General features: G+C 67.8%; 13 protein-coding genes. 6 read left to right on the top strand and 7 right to left on the bottom strand.

What is annotated here, in order from left to right:
* Positions 1-50 precede the first annotated feature (50 nt).
* Positions 51-689: a hypothetical protein gene (locus QE452_RS18535; protein ID WP_309660305.1), complete on the bottom strand. Its 639-nt coding sequence runs from the start codon at positions 687-689 to the stop codon at positions 51-53.
* Between the two features lie 44 nt (positions 690-733).
* Here QE452_RS18535 and QE452_RS18530 point away from each other — a divergent pair, with 44 nt between their 5' ends.
* A complete protein-coding gene (locus QE452_RS18530) occupies positions 734-1,411 on the top strand; it encodes a YafY family protein (RefSeq protein ID WP_309660306.1) in 678 nt (225 codons plus the stop codon).
* A gap of 198 nt (positions 1,412-1,609) precedes the next feature.
* Positions 1,610-2,209 carry a type II CAAX endopeptidase family protein gene (locus QE452_RS18525; RefSeq protein ID WP_309730682.1) on the top strand — a complete coding sequence of 200 codons (600 nt, stop codon included), beginning with the start codon at positions 1,610-1,612 and terminating at the stop codon, positions 2,207-2,209.
* An 83-nt stretch (positions 2,210-2,292) separates the two neighbouring features.
* Here QE452_RS18525 and QE452_RS18520 read toward each other — a convergent pair whose 3' ends face one another.
* From QE452_RS18520 to QE452_RS18495, 6 genes are all read right to left on the bottom strand, one after another.
* Complete coding sequence (locus QE452_RS18520; RefSeq protein WP_309660308.1) at positions 2,293-2,754, bottom strand: VOC family protein; 462 nt, start codon at positions 2,752-2,754, stop codon at positions 2,293-2,295.
* Positions 2,755-2,954: 200 nt separating this feature from the next.
* A complete protein-coding gene (locus QE452_RS18515) occupies positions 2,955-10,202 on the bottom strand; it encodes an autotransporter outer membrane beta-barrel domain-containing protein (RefSeq protein ID WP_309730680.1) in 7,248 nt (2,415 codons plus the stop codon).
* Positions 10,203-10,431: 229 nt separating this feature from the next.
* The gene (locus QE452_RS18510; RefSeq protein WP_309660310.1) at positions 10,432-11,235 is read right to left on the bottom strand and encodes an SDR family oxidoreductase; all 804 of its coding nucleotides are present in this window, start codon (positions 11,233-11,235) and stop codon (positions 10,432-10,434) included.
* A gap of 9 nt (positions 11,236-11,244) precedes the next feature.
* Complete coding sequence (locus tag QE452_RS18505) at positions 11,245-12,009, bottom strand: alpha/beta fold hydrolase (RefSeq protein WP_309660311.1); 765 nt, start codon at positions 12,007-12,009, stop codon at positions 11,245-11,247.
* Between the two features lie 64 nt (positions 12,010-12,073).
* Positions 12,074-12,622 carry a hypothetical protein gene (locus tag QE452_RS18500; RefSeq protein ID WP_309660312.1) on the bottom strand — a complete coding sequence of 183 codons (549 nt, stop codon included), beginning with the start codon at positions 12,620-12,622 and terminating at the stop codon, positions 12,074-12,076.
* A gap of 58 nt (positions 12,623-12,680) precedes the next feature.
* A complete protein-coding gene (locus tag QE452_RS18495; protein WP_309660313.1) occupies positions 12,681-13,136 on the bottom strand; it encodes a hypothetical protein in 456 nt (151 codons plus the stop codon).
* A 320-nt stretch (positions 13,137-13,456) separates the two neighbouring features.
* Between QE452_RS18495 and QE452_RS18490 the strand changes: the two genes are divergently transcribed.
* From QE452_RS18490 to QE452_RS18475, 4 genes are all read left to right on the top strand, one after another.
* A complete protein-coding gene (locus QE452_RS18490; protein ID WP_309660371.1) occupies positions 13,457-14,605 on the top strand; it encodes an AAA family ATPase in 1,149 nt (382 codons plus the stop codon).
* Between the two features lie 50 nt (positions 14,606-14,655).
* Entirely contained in the window at positions 14,656-15,747 is a 1,092-nt protein-coding gene (locus QE452_RS18485) for a ParB/RepB/Spo0J family partition protein (RefSeq protein ID WP_309660314.1), read from the top strand.
* A 103-nt stretch (positions 15,748-15,850) separates the two neighbouring features.
* Complete coding sequence (locus QE452_RS18480; RefSeq protein ID WP_309660315.1) at positions 15,851-17,047, top strand: replication initiator protein A; 1,197 nt, start codon at positions 15,851-15,853, stop codon at positions 17,045-17,047.
* A gap of 516 nt (positions 17,048-17,563) precedes the next feature.
* Positions 17,564-17,983 (top strand): hypothetical protein, encoded by a 420-nt coding sequence (locus tag QE452_RS18475; protein WP_309660316.1) that lies wholly within the window; start codon positions 17,564-17,566, stop codon positions 17,981-17,983.
* Positions 17,984-18,003: the final 20 nt, after the last annotated feature.

The raw sequence follows: 18,003 nt of genomic DNA, 5'->3' as shown, positions 1-18,003 counted from the left end.
CCCTTTTCTTGTACGGTTCCGGGATTGCTCACGCCGTCCGAGCCGCCGCCTTACACAAGCGTGCCGAATTCCATGCTGATCGGCTCGATCATGGACAGAAACCGGTCGCAATCCGCATTGCCGGCCCAGGCAGCGCAGATGGCCTCGGCCCCTTCCCGGTCATCGGCGAAGGCGAGATCGACGAAAATGCCATCCTGCAACTTCACCAGATGCTGGCGCCGCCAGCCGGACTGATGGGCCAGATGGCGCGATACCATGGCGTCATAGGCGGCGCGCATCGAGCCTTCCTCGACACCGGCCTTCAGCTTGAAGCGGCCAAGCTCGATGCCGTTCCCGGCGACGACCGGCTGCGGGTCGAGCAAGGGCGCGATATAGTGCGCCATGCTCGTGACCGTCGCTACCGATCCGCGAAAATCGGCAAATTCATCGGCACTTCCGACGATTTGCCCGGCCCTGCGCGCGCTTTCGAGATCGGTCCACGCGACCAGATCGACGCGCGCATTCGCATCGTCCGCCCCTTGGAAGGGCGTCCAGGCGATGAAGCCCGGTTGCCGGGCTAGCAACGCCCTCGCCTGTTCGCGAACCACATCGGCCTCTTCCGTATCCGTGATCCTGTAGGCGACGATCTCATAGCAAATGGCGGTCATGGCATTCCCTGACGGTGACGTTTGTGAAGCCGCGGGATACACGCCGCCCCTGACAGTTTCCGTCAGGATCGGACGACAGACGCCCCATGCGTTCGCTACGCCTTTTCGCGCTCCTCGATCACCTTCGCGGACGGTCCGTGCCGATCGCGGCCGACACGCTCGCCGGGTTGCTCGGCGTGTCGGTCCGCACGATCTACCGCGACATGGTGACATTGCAGGCGATGGGCGCGCCGGTGCGCGGTGAACCGGGCCTCGGCTACCAGCTTGAGCGCGGCTATTTCCTGCCGCCGCTGCATCTGGACCCTGACGAAATGGATGCGGTGATGCTGGGGATGCGGTTGATCGCGGCACGGAGCGATGAACCACTGGCGGCGGCAGCGCGGCGCGCATCGGCCAAGTTCGCCGCGTCGATGGAGCCCAGCCGGCAAGCGGTCTATGCGAACCTGCCGCTGCGGGCCGTGTCGAAGCAGACGTCGGAGAGCGAGCGCGCCAAGGCGCATCTGAGCCTGTTGCGGGATGCGATACGCCGACGCCTGGTCCTGCGCATCACCTATGCGGATCTTTCGGGAAACGAGAGCGAGCGGACGATAAGACCGCTCGGGCTGACCCTGTTCGACTCCGCCTGGCTCCTCACCGCTTGGTGCGACGCCCGAAATGCCTTTCGGAATTTCCGAGTCGACCGGATTGCCACCATCAACAGTACAGGGGATATCTTCCGACATGAGCGGGGCAGACGCTTCGAGGACTATCTGAAGACGCTGTGACGAAAAGTACCGACCTGCATGTATGTTCGGACAGAAAATGGCTGGCCGCACCGCCCGCACCGTCTCATATGGGATCGGTTATTGGGAGTCGCAGCCAGCAAACCGCTATCATCGGCCGCCCTGCTCACCTGGATTTCGCTGTAAGAGTTTGCAATCGTGTCTAATCTTGCTTCCCAACCTGTCCGCCTCCTTACCGTGGTGGCTCTGCTCATCACGCTCTTCGCTCCCGTCGGCATTCCATACCGCATCCTCCTTTTGGCAGCGGCCGCAGCCGGGCTGATCTATGCGGAGACAGGCGGCCTGACCGCACTCGGCCTGGGGCGTCATCGCTGGCGGGATACAGCAGGCTGGGCAGCATTGCTGGCGATCGGCAGCATCCTGATCGGTGAATTCCTGCAGCCGGCCATCGCGCAGCTGCTGGGCACGCCGATCGACTACAGTGCCTATGGTGCGCTGGCGGGCAATGCCGATGCGGCGATGCGCCTGCTGGTTTTTGCGCTCACCAGCGCCGCGATCGGTGAAGAGATCGTATTTCGCGGTTTCCTGGTCCGGCAGCTGACCAAGCTTCTCGGCGAAGGAGCCTGGCGCAGCCCGTTGGTGGTGGCGATCAGCGCCTTGATCTTCGGGGCCGCCCACGCGCCGCAGGGCGCCGTCGGAGTCATCACGACCGGCATCGTCGGCGCCGTGTACGCGGTCGCCTACTTGCACAATGGGCGCAATCTCTGGGCGCTGATGCTGGCGCATGCCTGCACGGACAGTTACGGCATCGCCATGCTCTATTTCGGACGATACGCTTAGTCCGGTCTCGACCCTACCGACCGTCTCGATGGGGAGCGCCGCTTGGGACGGCGGGGCATTCCTGTTGGGCCGCCGCCGGCCCGTTAACAGGCGGGCGGCTGCATAAGCTCTATCGTGATATGATCGGGGCCTGAGACATAGGCCACCAACGTCCCCTTCCGCGGACCGCCCGGGATCGGCAGCGGACGACCTTTCGCCTTCCATCCTGCCGCCTCGATACGGGCAATGGCGGCATGAATATCCGTCACGGTCAGCGCCAGATGGGCCGCGCCGATCGATCCCGCGCTGTCGGGCACCGTCCCGTGCTGGGGCCCGTTCGAATAGTGCAACAGTTCGACCACAAAGCCGTCGGGTGCCCTGACGATCGCCGTCTTCACGCGCGGATCATCGACACCTGTCACCTGATGCAGGAAGTCGCCCCCCATCTCCGCTTGCCGCTCGAGCGTGAACCCGAGCGCTTCCGTCCAGAACCGGACGGCGTCGTCCAGAGACGATACGGCGAAGCCCATATGGTCCACGGCCAGTATGGTTGCGGCGCCTGTCATTACTGCACTCTCACTGGGTCGCGCTTGCGGTGTCGGGGACTGTGCCCCCGGCCGTAATCGGCACCCGCAGCATGGCGACCATGATCTTCATGGTGACCCTATTACCGCTAAAGCCTTCTCCCGCAAAGAAAGGCGCAGGACACCAATCCCCGCCGAACGGACAGGGCCGGGGCGGATCGCCGCCCCGGCCCCCGCCCCCATCAGAAGCGCAGGCGCAGGCCCGTCGTGATCGTCTCCTGATGATCGTCGCGTCCGGTCTGCGCGCTGGCGGTCGAGAACAGGTCCAGCCCGCCCGCGAAGCGATAGGCGACGCCGCCCGTCACCGTGCCGACCAGCGGCGCGCGCGATGCGCCGTAGGCGGTCAGGCCCAGCCCGCCCCCGGCATAGCCGGCCAGCGCCAGCGTCCCGCGCCCCTCGATCTGGTAGCGGGCGCCCAGCGTCACCGAGGGGCGGAACGCCGCGTCGGACGTATCGCTGCGGCCGAAGGTGACGCCGGCATCGGCGAAGCCCGCCACATGCCGGTCGCGCGCGACGGTCAGCGCAAAGGGGCTGCCGCCGGTCTCCGCCACGCCCGTGCGGGTGGTGCGCAGATAGGTCAGGCCCGCCCGCGGCGTCAGCGACCAGCCCTGGGGCAGCTCGGCGACATATTGGACCGACAGGTCGCTGACCAGGCCGTGCAGGTCATAGCGGCCGGTCGCCCCGTTCGCCCCCATCCCCGGCAGCGCGCGCCGGGTCTGCGCATTCGACCCGTCATAGAGGATCGACGCGGTCACGCCCAGGCCGCTCGCCAGCGTGTAGCGGCCATGCACGCCCGCCACCACGCCGTCCGCCTTGGTGAAGGCGCCCAGCGGCGCGATCGACTGGCGCGTGTTGAGCCAGCCGCCGAACGCCCCGACCATCCACTGGCGATCGCCATAGCCCAGGCCGCCGAGCAGGCCATAGCCACGCGTCTGCGCCGCGCTGCTGCCCTGGGCCGCATCCGCGCCCAGCCGGTGCCACTGGCCGACCCCCTGCCCGAAGGTGAAGGCGCCCGGTTCGTCGCGCAGCGTCGCGAAGGCGGGGCCACGCGCCGCCTGGGTCAGGGTCAGGGCATTGTCGACGCCGATCTGCGTCGCCGAGGCATAGGCCTCCGGCGTGATCTGCGCGAAGCCTCGCGCGTCGGACGTGCCCGACCCGGTCAGCAGCGCCGGCAGCGCCGCGAACAGCGAACTGGTCGCGGGCTGACGCGCCAGCGTCGCATTGGCATAGTCGATGCTGCGCGACACCTGCGGGCTGAACCGCGCATCGCCCAGGAACTGGCCGAGCAGCGAGAGGCGGTCGGCGCGCTGGACGAGGAAGCCGAACAGGTCCGCCGGCTTCTGCACGGTCGTGTAGCTGCCGCTGATCCCGCCGCTGGCGACGATCAGGTCATAGGAGGTGCCGGGCCGCAATGCGCCGCTCGACACGATCTGCAGCGTCGATCCGTTGGCGATCGTCACCGCGCCATTGACCAGCAGCTTGTCCGACACGGTCGGTGTCAGCTCGAACAGCGACACCGACCCGCCGGCCAGCGCGACATTGCCGTTGACCGTCATCGTGCCCGGCGACGCGCCGGGGCTGAGGATGCCCGCGACCACGACATTGCCGTTGACGGTGCCCGCCGAACCGAAGGTCGCGCCCTGGGCGACCTGGAACTGGCTGGCATTCAGCGTCGATCCCGCCAGCCCGACCAGCCGGCCGCCGGTCAGCGCGACCGCGCCGAACGACGCCTGGCCCGACACGGTGGCATAGCCGCCGGTCATCGCCAGCGCCTCGACATTGGCGACGTCGGAGAAGGCGACCGGCGCCGCGGCCGATCCGCCCGACAGCAGGATGCGGTCGGTGCCCGCGCCGCCATCCACCGCGCCGGCAAAGCCGCCGGCGATGGTGAAGCGCTGGTCGCCGCCCGTGAAGGCGACCTGCCCCGTCGTCAGGCTGCCGCCCGCCGCGATCGCCAGGTCGGTCGCCGCATCCACCCGGCCATAGGCCTGGGCCCCGGTCAGCGACAGCGTACCCGTGCCCTCGGTCGCCAGCCGCTCGAACCCGGTCAGCGTGCCCCCCGCCAGGCTGCGGTCGCCCGCCAGTTCCAGCGTGGCGCTGTCGGTGCCCGCGCCGCCCGCGACGCTGCCCAGCAATACCGAACCCGCGGCGAAGCGGAGCGCGTCATTGCCCGCGCCCAGGTCGACGATGCCCGCCAGCGTACCGCCGCGCGCGACCGTCAGCGACAGGTCGCCGTCACCCAGGCTGAGCGGCGCACCCGCCGATCCCAGCGTACCGGTGAGCGTCAGCGCATTGCCCGCGACCGCCAGCGTCTCGAACCCGGTCGCCACGCCGCTCAGCACGACCGGCCCGGTCGCGGTGAAGCGCAGCGTGTCGCTGCCCGCGCCGCCATCATAGCGACCGGCGGCATTGGTCGCGCCCAGCGCCAGCAGGTCGTTGCCCGCGCCCAGCGCGACATTGGCGATATCGCCATCGACACGCAGTTGCTCGGCCGCGTCGCTGCCGGTGACCGCACCGACCCGGTTGCCGGCCAGCGTCAGGTTCAGCCCCGTGCCCTGCAGCTCGACCGTGTCGAAGCTCTGGTCCAGGCCCAGCGTCAGCGTGCCGTTGCCGGTCACCGCCAGCCGCTGGAAGTTGCTGCGCTGGCCCAGGCCGCTGCGGTCGCCCGCCAGCAGCGCGGCATAGGTGTTGGTGCCGGCGCCGCCATCGATGCCGCCCGCGACCTGCGACCCCGCCTGCTCGACGAAGCGGTCATCACCGTCACCCAGCGCCACCGCGCCCTGCACGATGCCGGCATTGACGAAGCGGTCATTGCCGCCGCCCAGCGCGACCGCGCCGGCGATGGTGCCGTTATTGACGACCGTCTCGGCCGCGTCGGTGCCGGTGATGGTGGTCGCGCCGGTGCTGGTCAGCGTCTCGCCCGCGCCGACCGTGACCGTGCCGCCCGAAATGCCGATCGTCTCGACGCGGAAATTGCCGGCATAGGTCAGGTTGCCCGTGCCGATCTGGCTGAACCGTTCGAAGTTGATGAACTGGTCGCCGTTCAGCGTCCCGCCCCCGGTCGCATCGACGATCAGCGTGTCGGTGCCGTCGCCGCCATCGACCGTGCCGATCAGCGTCGCGCTGATGGCGTGGAGGAAGCTGTCGTCCCCCGCCCCCAGGAACACATTGCCCTCGATCCGCCCGCGATTCTCGATCCGGTCGTTGCCCGCGCCCAGCGCGATCGATCTGATGATCGCGCCGGTGTTGACGATCCGGTCGTCGGTCGCACCAATGCTCTGGACCGCGCCGGCGAGATAGGGCGTCCCGTTATAGACGGCGAGCGTGTCGTTGCCGGCCAGCGTGGTGCCCGCGCCGCCCCGAATGGTCCCGGCATTGGTCAGGTCGAGCGCGGCACCATCCGCCAGGATCGCGCTCGACAAAGTGCCGGTCGCCTCGATCACGCCGGTCGCGGTATTGGTGATGGCGGCAGTGGCATAGCCATTGCCTATGACCGCCAGGCCCATGGCGGCCTCGGTGTTGGTGCGTTGAAGGTCCGAACCGGTCGGCACGGCCGCTCCGGCATAAGGATCATAGACCGTCGTGCCGCCGCCATTCGCACGGATCGTGCCCGAATTGCTGACCACGATCGTCTGGCTGGCGGTCGCGGAGTTCTTCAGGCTGTAGAACGTCTCACGCTGCTCGTAGCTCGTGGCGGTCAGCAGCGCGGCCGAACCACCCTTGCCGCTGGTGTCGATCGTGCCGCTGTTCTCCAGACGGATCGCACTGCCAATCCCCTGATAGTCGGTGGCATCCATATAGACGGCCTGACCATAAAGGGCCGCGGCGATCGTGCCGCTATTGATCAGGCTGACCTCCAGCGGAACGCGGGTATCCGGGGGCAGGACGCCATAAGGCAGGTCATTGCTGGCGCTGGCGCTCAACCCTTGCGTGATCAGGCCAGTGTTCGTCGCCGTGAGGCTGGCCCCGCCAGCCTTGAGGTCGACGGTGGGATCGGCCCCGTTGTTCCGGATCGTGCCGCTATTCTCGAACGACGCCGTGCGGACAGAGATGGCGGTCCGATCGCTATCGTCTTGCCCAATCGTCCCGCTGTTGGCGAAGCGGGTGACCAGGCCTTCGACCCGGCCGGTGACGATCGCCTGATTGGTGAAGCCGCCGAGCGTAACCATCGGCGTCTCGACCGGCCACCATGTCTGTTGCTGACCCAGCGTCACGCCGCCATCGACGTTCGCCAGGTTGATGACCTGTCCCTCACCGATCAGGCTCAACGACGCGACCGACGTGTTGGCCGACACCGTCGCGACCGTGTCCGCACCGCCGGCCTGCACCTCCTCCACCTGGAAGTTGGTCGCGGTCGCATTGCCGAGCGTCACGGTGCCGGAGCGGGTGAGGGCACGGCGATACCGATTCTGCCCGGCTCCGCCGTCGATCGTCCCGGTAACGCCGGTCTGACCATCCGTCTCGACGAAGATGTCGTCGCCGGCGCCGAACAGCAGATTGCCCGTCAGCGTGCCGCCCGCCGCTTTATAGGTCGAGGCGGCGGTGGAGCGACCGCCATAGCCTGTATAGCCCAGATCGACGTCACCGATGATCGTGCCGGCATTGGTCAGTTCGGCCGAACTGGTCCGGATCGCCGCCTGTCCCGCACCGCCAGCGATCGTTCCGCCGGCAAGATTGTTGATCCGGTTGACGCTGGTGGAATAGGTGGTGGTCTGGGTGATCGCGACGCCACCGGTGCTGGCGATCCGGCCGCTATTGTCGATCGTCCTTGGCGATGCGTAATTGCGATATACATCCAAATAGTCGAACAGGACCGCCGGACCCGCGACCTCGATGGTGCCGCTGTTGGTCAAAGAGACGAAGCCCGTGACCCCGGTCGCCGCCTTTCCGTTCTCCGCCTGGACGATGCGTCCGCTATTGACGATGCTTTGGGTGCCGACGACGCCACTGGCCCCATCGAGCGACAGGGTTCCTGCATTGGTCACGGACGTGCCGCCCGAGACGGCCGCGACCCGCCCGCTCGGATACGTGGCCGTACGCCGGTCCCGCGCGACGATCGTGCCGGCATTGGTGAAGCGGTCGGTCTCGCCCAGCGCCACGGCGGCCGAACCATATTGGCCCGTGGCCGTCAGCGACAGCGCGCCGCGACTGGTGATCGTCAGTGCATTCGCAATCCCGCTGCCATCTTCGGGCGCCAGGTCGCGGGTACGGGTCGCCAGCGCGGCGACGTCCGTCGTGGCGATGTCGAGGGTCATGTCGGCACTGCCCTGGCCGGCCAGGACCAGCGTCCGGGTCGATGCCGCGCCGGTCAGCGTCAGCGCGGCCGCGTCGAACAGTTCATAGCCGAGGCTCTCGAACGCCCCGCCGACGGGCAGGGTCGCGCTGCTGTCGCTGCGCACCCGCAGCCGGATATGGCCGCCGGTGCCCGCGACCGTGCCGTTGATCCCGGCAAAGCGTCCATTGTCGCTGCCGGCCAGTTCGGTGACGAACGTGACCCCCGTACCCAGGGTGAGGGTGCCGTTGAGCACACCGCCCGGCAAGGCGATGAAGGCATTGTTGTTATAGGTGTTGCTGCCCAGGCTGACATTGCCGTTGATCGTGCCCGCATTGCTGACGCGAACATTGATGATATTGCTGGAACCGGGCGCGATGGCCGCCGTGCCGCCGGTGATGACGCCACCCGCCTGGTTGACCAGCCTGGAATCGCCATCGATGAGCACGGCCGATCCGGTCGCGCTGATGGTGCCGCCATTGGTCAGCGAACCGCGCAAGGCCAGGCCCGTGGTCGCCCCCTCGATCCGGCCGTTGTTCGTGGCCTGCCCCTGCGTGGAGAGCGAGACGCCGATCCCGCCGGTCGAGCGGATCGTGCCCGTATTGGTCAGGTTCTCGGCATCGACAGCCGTGCCGCCGGCCGTGATCGTTCCGGAGTTGACGAACCGCGTCTGGTTGTTGGTGTAGACGCCGTTCGACGCGGCCGTGATCGTCCCGCTATTCTCGAACAGGCTGGGATTGAGAAACAGGAACACGGCATAACGCTGGTCATTCCGCGCGGTGGCGGTGATGGTGCCCGCATTGATGAAGGCGGGGCTGCCGCTGGAAATGATCAATGCGTCGTTCACCACCGTGGCGGTGCCCGTCAGGGTCGTCCGATTCACCACCGTGCCGTTGCCGGTGATCTGCAATGTGCCATTCATGGTGAAGCCATCGGCGAGCGTCGCCGTCGTCTTGGCATCGGGAGCCAGGCTCAGCTGCTCGAACCCCGTCGGCATCGCTATCGGCGAGGATAGGCTGGCGTCGCTCGAGAAGCGAACCCGCAGGGTGTCGGTGCCCAGGCCGCCGTCGATCGTACCGCTCACCCCGGTGCGGATCGCGCCATTGGCATAGCCGACGACCAGCGTGTCGTTGCTCGACCCGAACCGAAGATTCCCGGTGATCGTCCCCTGACTGTTGTCGACCGTGTCGCCGCTGTAGAGTGAAGCGTTGGACGATTGGACATCGCCCGTGATCGTGCCGGCATTGGTCAGACTGAGGGCGGTGTCGGCCCGGATCGCCATCGCGCCCGCGCTGGTGATGCGCGCCCCGCTTGCATTGATCAGCGACACCGACGTGCCGGTGATCGCCGGGCCCGATCCGGTGTTGCTGATCGTGCCGCTGTTGGTCAATAGGATGCCGGACAGATTGGCCAGCGTCGCACTCCCGCTCGCGGAGGTGATCGTACCGCTATTGGTCGAATCGAACGTCTGGATCTCGAAATTCGAAATCGTGCCCCAGTCGATCGCGCTACGCGTGCCGCCATCGATGGTGCCGGCATTGGTCAGCCGTCCCACCCTGGCGCTGATCGCACCGATGAAGCCGCCGGCCTGATTGACCACCGAATAGAAACCCGAGACCCCGGGCGCCGTCGACAACAGCGCATAGCCATCGCCCGTCGCCTTGATCGTGCCGCTGTTCTCCAGGGCGATGCCCGTCCCTTGATAGCCGGTGCCTTCCCGCCCGACGACGACGGCGTTCGCACCGCGAACCTCGCCCCCGGCCCGGACGGTCATGCTCAATTGGCCACGGGAATAGCCTTGGCCCGGCTGTCGGGTCAGCAGGACACCCGCCTGATCGCCACCGTCGATCAAGCCGCTCACGTTCAGCTTCGCGCCGGCTGTATAGTAACCGTTCGGCTCGATGATATCGATGGTGACCGCCGGCGCGCCGCTGTTCGATACCACGGCCCCCGCCGTTACATCGACCGTCGCGTCCCGCGCCGTCACCCGCAACCCGTCGGTGTCGCTGCCCGTGCAGGTCGTCGTACCATTGACCACCGTCGGATCGGGCGCGCATTGCGCATAGGCCGGCCCCGCGATCATCACCGCGAGCAGGATCGCGCTCGACTCCAACGCACGCGCCTTGACCCGCCGCGCCTGCGACACCGACTTCACCATCTTGGACTTCCCCCTGAAAACAGGGTGTCGCTATGATGAAGCCAGTGTCATGTCCAGTAGGCCGGAAGACCGGCCAAACATTTTTTATGCAGAAGTGGCAAACAAGGTTAGGATCGTAAACGGTATTTACCACCGAAACGGATGAACATTTATTTTGGTCGAGCGATTTGCCGTTTGATCAAAGCCGGTTGCCGCTTCTGCATGATATGCGGGTCACATCATCGCTGCCTCACATCGCCATGGTGGAGACCGACCCCGCATCGACACGCAGCCCCGCGCCGGTGATGAAGCTGGCGCGCTCCGAACACAGGAAGGCGACGGCCGCCGCCACCTCGTCCGGCCGGCCGCGCCGGCTCAGGACCATGCCCGGCCGCTCCTCCTTCAGGAAGCTCTCGATCGCCTCGTCGAAGCTTTCGCCGCGCTCCTCGGCGCGCTTGTGCATCATCGCATCGGTCATCGGCGTCGCGACGAAGGCGGGCGAGACGGTGTTCACCAGCACATTGTCGCATCCATAGGCCTTGGACAGACCCTTGGCGAGGCTGAGGATACCCGCCTTGGACGCGCAATAGGCCAGCTCGTCGACATAGGGCTGCACCGCATCCTCAGATGCGAACAGCACGATCCGACCCCATTTCTTGGCACGCATCGCCGGGATCGCCTCGCGGCACATCCGCACCGCGCCCATCAGGTTGATGTCCAGCGTCTCCTGCCAGCCGGCATCGTCCACCTCCAGAAAATCGCCGGTCGCCCCGGTCACGCCAGCTGCATTGACATAGATGTCCGGCTCGCCCAGCCGCTCGCGCACCTCGGCCCAGAGGGCGCGGACGTCGTCGGACTTGGTCACGTCGCCGGTGACCGCGATGATCTCGCCCAGCGGTTGCAGCTCGGCCAGGCTGTCGTCCAGCGTACCGCCCGCCTTGTCGGTGATCGCGACGCGCACGCCCGCCTCCAGCAGGAAGCGCGCCGTCTCCTTGCCCATGCCGGAATCCGCGCCGCTGATGAGGGCGATGCGCTTGGTGATGCCGAGGTCCATAACTGCTCCTTACTGGTGGGGGTCGGGGGAACAACGCGCCGCATGGTCGCGGATCAGCGCGGCCAGTGCCTCGGGCTGTTCATAGGGAATGAGGTGCGCCGCCCCCGCCACGATCTGGAGGACGGCATCCGGATAATGCGGCAGGTTCAGGCGGCGTTGCGCCTCCGCGCCCAGGTCGCCATCCTCCTGTCCGGCGAGGATCAGCGCGGGACAGGCGATCCGGCCGACCCGGTCGCCCCAGTCCTCGCGGCTGCCCTGCTCCAGCCAGCCCCGCCACGCCGCGGGTCGGGAGCGCCGCACATCCGCGATCGCCTGCCCGCGCCACGGTTCGGGCAAAGGCGATGCCGTGTTGGCGTCGACAAAGGCGGCTGCGTCGGCCTCGGTCGGGGCGCCATCGGCGAACCAGCCGATCATCCGCTCGCGGCGGGCCTCGTCCATCGGTTCGGGGGAGGGCGGCGAGGCGGCGACCAGCACCACGCCCCGGATCGCCAGTCCCGAAGCGCCGGCCTGGGCGCGGGCGGCGATCAGCGTCGCGATCTTGCCGCCCATGCTGTGGCCGACCAGCAGCGCATCGGTCACGCCCCGCTCGTGCAGCGTCGCGACGACCTGCGCGACCATCGTCTCGCACCGCCCGTCGCCCGTCGCCTCCGCCGCGCCGAAGCCCGGCAGGTCGAGCGCGATGCCGTCGTGACCGGCTAGCCGATCCCGCACCGGCTGCCAGGACCGGGCACTGGCGCCGAGGGCGTGGAGGAAGATGAGGGTCGGTCGGGTCATGCCGCCTCAGGACGCCGGACCGCGTCGTCCGTTCCGAGCCCTCGCGACAAATTGTTGATAGCGATCAACTTTCCGTGCGTAATCGGCCCTGGGAGTCGCGCAGCATCCAGAAGCGCGACCAGCCCCGCACGCGCGGCAGGATCAGCCAGGACAAGGCCCCGGTCAGCAGGATCGAGGACAGGATTTGCTGCACCGGCCGGGGGGCGTGCGGCAGCAGCCAGCCGACGATCCCGCTCACCAGCAACAGGGTCGGTACCACCCCGACCCAGGTCACCAGCGCCGTCTTCCACTTGCGCGCGGCCGCCTCGCTAGGCAGCATGACATGCGCAATTGGGCCTTGGACGACCTGCCGCAATCCGGTCGAGAAACCGTCCGCCGCGCGCCCATGATCCCCCTGCCCCGCCCAAGCGTCGAGCGCGGCGCGATCCGCGAACTGCACCAGCAGATGATGCATCGCCCCCGCCTGATCGAGCCGCAGCGCCCCCTGGAAATCCGGCCGGGTCGCCGCGTCCGCGATCACCTGCGCAGCCCAGCCGTCATAGCGATCCTCGCGCCCCGGTCGCATCACGCGGCTGAGGACGAGCGTGGCGGGATGGCTGTGCGTCTGGGGCATGGAGTGCGGGACATTCGGGCGAACCGTTGGTTCCACGCGGCAGCCCCGCCGGGCGATCCTATCCCCCGCGCCGCGTCAGCAACCGCGCACGCGTGACCGGCGGGTCCTCGTACAGGTCGCGGATGGCGCGGTGCCGGAAGAGGTTCCACCAGCGTTGCCAGCGATGCTCGGCCGCGTCGTGCAGCATGTGGCACCGCTGGCAGAGCGCCATCAGATTGGCCGGCGCATTGTTGCCGGGATCATGGTCGAGATGCGCGCAGGCGAGCACGACATAGGTCGTGCGCACCCGCGCCAACACAAAGCCGCCGCGCAGCCGGATCGCCCGCCCCCGGCCCGATCGCCAATGGCCCGCCTCGGCATCCCACCAGCGGCCATCGCCCAGATGCGCGACATGGCGACGATGCGGCCGCTTGCACGTCTCGCACCGCGCCCCCGCCCGGTCGAAGCGGATCGCGTCCGACACCTGCCGCCAGTCGATCGGATAGAGCCAGCGATTTTCCGGGCGGATCGGCATGGTTCGGTCATGAATCACCCGGGACCGGAACGAAAGGGAAATCGTCCCCGCGATGTTTCCCGCGGGAAACATTCGATGGACGGGGCTTCGACACGCTCCCCCTGCCCTCCCTGCATCCTCACCCCTTCGCGCATTCGATCGAGGCAGGCGACGATGTTTCCCGCGGGAAACATTCCCCAGCGGGAGCAACACCCCTGCCCTTGCCAAGTTGAATGCAATCCGCCTATTCGTCTCTCGAAAAGCTTCAAAGGGGCAGGTTCGTGGCGGAAGATCATGCAGTGCTGACCCAGATCGGCGATCTGGCGGATGCCGGCGAGCGGATGATCGAACGTCTGCGGCGCAAGGCCTTCCTGCCGGAAAGCCGCAAGGGCCTCCATGTCCGTTTCGGCATCGCCGAGGCGGCGCAGCTGCTCGGCTGTTCGACCAACCGCATCCGCATGGCCGAGGAGGATGGCCGCCTGCCCCCCGCCCCCGCCACGGAAAATGGCCGGCGCGTCGGCTATAGCGTCGAACAGCTACTGCGGATGCGCGAAGTGCTGGGTGCCTCCCCGGCCCGCGCGCCGCTCGACCTGCCGGCGATCATAGCGGTGCAGAATTTCAAGGGCGGCGTCGGCAAGTCGACCGTGACCACGCATCTGGCGCATTATTTCGCGGTGCAGGGTTACCGGGTGCTGGTGGTCGATTGCGACAGCCAGGCGACGACGACAACGCTGTTCGGCTTCAACCCGCATTTCAACATCACGCGCAACGAGACGCTCTATCCGTATCTGTCGATCGATCCGACCCAGGCGGATCTCGGCTATGCGGTGCGGGCGACGCCCTGGCCCAATGTCGACCTGATCCCGTCCAATCTGGAGCTGTTCGACGTCGAATATGAGCTGGCGGCGGCCGGCAGCGATGGCGGGTCGGTGCTGGCGGCGCGGTTCCGCAAGCTGAAGCGCGGCCTGTCCGACCTGGCGCGCGATTATGACGTGGTGCTGCTCGACCCGCCGCCCGCGCTCGGCACGATCAGCCTGGCGGTGATGCAGGCGGCGAACGCGCTGCTGGTGCCGCTGGCGGCCACCACGCCCGATTTCTGCTCGACCGTCCAGTTCCTGTCGATGATGGACCAGGTGCTGCACCAGCTGACCGGCGCGGGGATCGCGGTCGACTATCAGTTCGTGCGGCTGATCTGCTCCAAGTTCGACGGCAATGATCCCAGCCATGCGATGGTGCGAGCGATCATGGAGCAGAGCTTCGGCCCCGCACTGCTGCCCGTGCCGATCCTGGAATCGGCGGAGATCAGCCATGCCGCGATGCGGATGATGACCGTTTACGAACTCGACAAGCCGATCGGCACGCCTAAGACGCACAAGCGCTGCCGCGCCAATCTGGACGAGGCGATGCGCCAGGTCGAACAGCTGGTCCGCCAGAGCTGGGGCCGGGTCGAACCGCTCAGCGAGGAGGCGCTGGTCGATGCCGCAGCCTAGTCTTTCCTACATGATCATGTTCGCTGTATGTTCTGCCAAGGAGGCGAATCATGGCGCGTAAGCAATCCGATTATCTGGCCGCCCTGCTGGCGGAGGACGGCCCGGGCCCCAAGGATAGCGGGCTGATCCGGCTCAACCCCCATGCCGGTCGGGAGGAGGGCCCGGACCGAGCGCAGGAGCGCGTGCAGGACCGGGTGCGCGGCACGACGCTGCTCGGCCGCGAATCCGCCCTGGCCCGGGTCGCCAGCGGCGAGGTGCGGCAGGTCACGCAATTGCTGCTCGACCCGGCGCGGGTGAAGGTGTGGGAGGGCAATGCCCGCAGCTATCGCCACCTGTCGGAGGAAAGCTGTCGCGAGCTGATCGACTCGATCCTGGCGGAGGGCGGGCAGAAGGTGCCGGCCGTGGTCCGCCGGATCGAGGGCGATCCCGACCATGATTATGAGGTGATAGCGGGCACGCGGCGACACTGGTCGATCAGCTGGCTGCGCGCCAATCACTATCCGGACATGCAGTTCCTGGCGCAGGTCGCGCAGCTGGACGACGAGGCGGCGTTCCGGCTCGCCGATCTGGAGAATCGCGCGCGCACCGATGTGTCCGACCTGGAGCGGGCGCGCAATTACCGGGTGGCGCTGGCCAGCCATTACGGCAACCACCAGACGCGGATGGCCGAACGGCTGAAGCTGTCCAAGGGCTGGCTGTCGAAGATGCTCAAGATCGCGACGCTGCCCGACCAGTTGGTCGACGCCTTCGCCTCGCCCGCCGATCTGGCGCTGAAGTCGGCCTATCTGCTGGCGCAGCTGCTCGACGATCCGGACGCGGAGCCGGCGATCCTGGCCACCGCCGAGCGGCTGGCCGGCGAGCAGCAGGCGCTGCGCGGCGATCATCGGCCGCTCATCCCGGCGAGCGAGGTGCTGCGCCGGTTGCAGGAGGCGCCCCGGCTGGCGGCGGGCCTGGTGGCCGCCGAACCGCTTTGCCGGCTGTCGCATCATGGCCGCCCCATCGTGTCGGTCCGCTCCGCCAACCGCCAGGGGGTGACGCTGCGCCTCCATGCCGGGTCCGGCGCGGACATGGACGATATGGTGCGGGCGGTGCGGCAGACGCTGGAGGAGCTGGAAGCGCTGGGCAAGGGGATCAAGCGCTGATGTTTCCCGCGGGAAACATCGTGGCAGATAGACCCGACCGGCCGCGCGGTGGCATGTTTCCCGCGGGAAACATGGGACTCGCGCGGGCGAAGGGCCGCGTCGCATGACCAAGCCGGCGACCAAGGGCACGACCGAGCAGATCGACCTGTTCCTGCCCTATCTGTCCGACCTGCCGCTCCGCGATCAGCGCGAGATGATGGAGCGGCCGTTCTTCAGCCTCGCCAAGTCGAAGCGGGTCAAGCCGATCGATTACCGCTCGCCTGACGGCAAGCTGTGGGTCCATGTCTCCGCCAGTTCGGATTACGGCATGGCGACGATCTGGGACGCGGACATCCTGATCTATTGCGCGTCGATGCTCGCCGACATGGCGCGGCGCGGGATCAACGACGTGCCGCGCACGCTCCACCTGATGCCCTATGACCTGCTGCGCGCGATCGGGCGGCAGCCGACGGGGCGCGCCTATGAACTGCTCGGGCAGGCGCTCGACCGGCTGGTGGCGACCACGGTCAAGACCAATATCCGCGCCGATGCCGGCCTGCCCGCCGGCGGGCGCGGGCGGCGCGAGGCGACGTTCAGCTGGCTCGACGGCTGGACCCAGATGGTCGACGAGAAGACCGAGCGGTCGCGCGGCATGACCATCCAGCTGTCCGCCTGGTTCTGGGAAGGCGTGATGATGACCGGCGGGGTGCTGTCGATCGACCGCGCCTATTTCGACATCACCGGCGGGCGCGAGCGCTGGCTGTACAAGGTCGCGCGCAAACATGCGGGCGGGGCGGGCGAGGCGGGCTTCGCCATCGCGCTGCCGACCCTGTTCGAGAAGTCGGGCGCGGAGGGGCAATATCGCCGCTTCAAGTTCGAGATCGCGCGCATCGTCGAACGCGACGAACTGCCCGGCTATCGGCTGGCGCTGGAGACGGTCGAGGGCCAGCGCGAACCGATGCTGCGGATGCGACGCCGGCCGGGCGGGGAGGGGGCGGCGGTGCCAGCAGCCGCTGCGCCGTCGCCGGCCGCGGTCGCGGTCGCGGCCGCGCCCGACGCGCCGGTGGCCGTGGATGTCGGGGCGCTGGTCCGGCGCAGCGTCACCAGCCTGTCGACCCGCGCCCAGGCCGGCGACCTCACCGATGCGACGCTGGCGACGCTGCGCGCCGAATGTCCCGGCTGGGACTATCAGACGCTCCATGCCGAGTTCCGCACCTGGGTGGAGGGCGATCCGGCACGCACGCCGGTCAGCTACCAGAATGCGTTCATCGGCTATGTCCGGCGCTATCACGCGCGCAACCGGCACCTGCTACGCGGCTGATCCAAGCCTCGGCACGGGCCGGAGGCGGCCTGTCCGTTCCTGATGTATCGGCTGTTCGGATCGGGGCGGCCATGTCCGTGATGCGCGTTCGCGCGATTGAACCTTCCCGTCGCCTGCACGCGCCGAACTGATTCAAACCGTCCGGCGATCGGACCCGATGATCCGGACCATCGACACTTCGGGAACGCCGATTGGCGGGCCGTCGATATATCGGGAACGATGGCACGAACTATCGGGAACGTCGGCATCGATATATCGGGAACGTTTCCACGATATTCCGGGAACGCGGGGGGTCGGGAAAATGGCCGATTCCCAATGAGTCGCGCGGCGGTTCGAGGCCCTTAACCTTCTAACCCTCTATTTAACCCTCTAACCCGGCGAGATATTGGATCTTTGGGAGGACAGAGGAGGAAGAAGTGGCGCATCGCAGAGCTTCTGGCTGATCCAGGTCGCAGCAAACGATAGCGAGCCGCCACGGACGGTGACAGGCCGACGCCCGCCGGCTAGGTCGGGCCGGTGCAGGCCGTCCGCCATCTTCTTGCGCAACGCCAGGTCGCACTGTGGCTGTGCGCGGCGACGCTGATCCTGCGGCTGCTGGTGCCGACCGGCTATATGGTCGGCAGCGACCATGGCCATGTCGGGATCATCGCCTGCCCGGGTGTGACGGCGCCGGTCCAGGCCGCCGCCATGCCGATGATGCATCACGCGGCGGAGAGCCGGCCGACCGAGCATCACCCGTCCGACCATGGCCCGAGCGACGGGCCTTGCGCCTTTGCCGGGCTGTCGGCGGCGATGCTGGGGGCGGTCGATCCGGTGCTGCTCGCCGGGCTGGTCGCCTACATCCTGCGGCTGGGCTTCGTCGCGACCCGCGTTGCGGTCCCGACCGCATTCCGCCATGCGCGGCCGCCCTTGCGCGGACCACCCGCGCTGGCCTGATCGCTGTCGGCGTGTCCAGT

This window comes from Sphingomonas sp. SORGH_AS_0438 (assembly GCF_031453475.1).
Classification (GTDB): domain Bacteria; phylum Pseudomonadota; class Alphaproteobacteria; order Sphingomonadales; family Sphingomonadaceae; genus Sphingomonas.
Note: the sequence above shows the minus strand (reverse complement) of the source record. Positions and strands in the feature narration are given on the sequence as shown.

What these genes read in the sequence shown, in the direction of transcription:
- QE452_RS18490 (WP_309660371.1), top strand. Translation starts at nt 13,457, where the DNA reads ATGATCGAACGTCTGCGGCGCAAGGCCTTCCTGCCGGAAAGCCGCAAG.
- QE452_RS18480 (WP_309660315.1), top strand. Translation starts at nt 15,851, where the DNA reads ATGACCAAGCCGGCGACCAAGGGCACGACCGAGCAGATCGACCTGTTC.
- QE452_RS18510 (WP_309660310.1), bottom strand. Translation starts at nt 11,235, where the DNA reads ATGGACCTCGGCATCACCAAGCGCATCGCCCTCATCAGCGGCGCGGAT.
- QE452_RS18505 (WP_309660311.1), bottom strand. Translation starts at nt 12,009, where the DNA reads ATGACCCGACCGACCCTCATCTTCCTCCACGCCCTCGGCGCCAGTGCC.
- QE452_RS18485 (WP_309660314.1), top strand. Translation starts at nt 14,656, where the DNA reads ATGGCGCGTAAGCAATCCGATTATCTGGCCGCCCTGCTGGCGGAGGAC.
- QE452_RS18495 (WP_309660313.1), bottom strand. Translation starts at nt 13,136, where the DNA reads ATGCCGATCCGCCCGGAAAATCGCTGGCTCTATCCGATCGACTGGCGG.
- QE452_RS18520 (WP_309660308.1), bottom strand. Translation starts at nt 2,754, where the DNA reads ATGACAGGCGCCGCAACCATACTGGCCGTGGACCATATGGGCTTCGCC.
- QE452_RS18515 (WP_309730680.1), bottom strand. Translation starts at nt 10,202, where the DNA reads ATGGTGAAGTCGGTGTCGCAGGCGCGGCGGGTCAAGGCGCGTGCGTTG.
- QE452_RS18500 (WP_309660312.1), bottom strand. Translation starts at nt 12,622, where the DNA reads ATGCCCCAGACGCACAGCCATCCCGCCACGCTCGTCCTCAGCCGCGTG.
- QE452_RS18530 (WP_309660306.1), top strand. Translation starts at nt 734, where the DNA reads ATGCGTTCGCTACGCCTTTTCGCGCTCCTCGATCACCTTCGCGGACGG.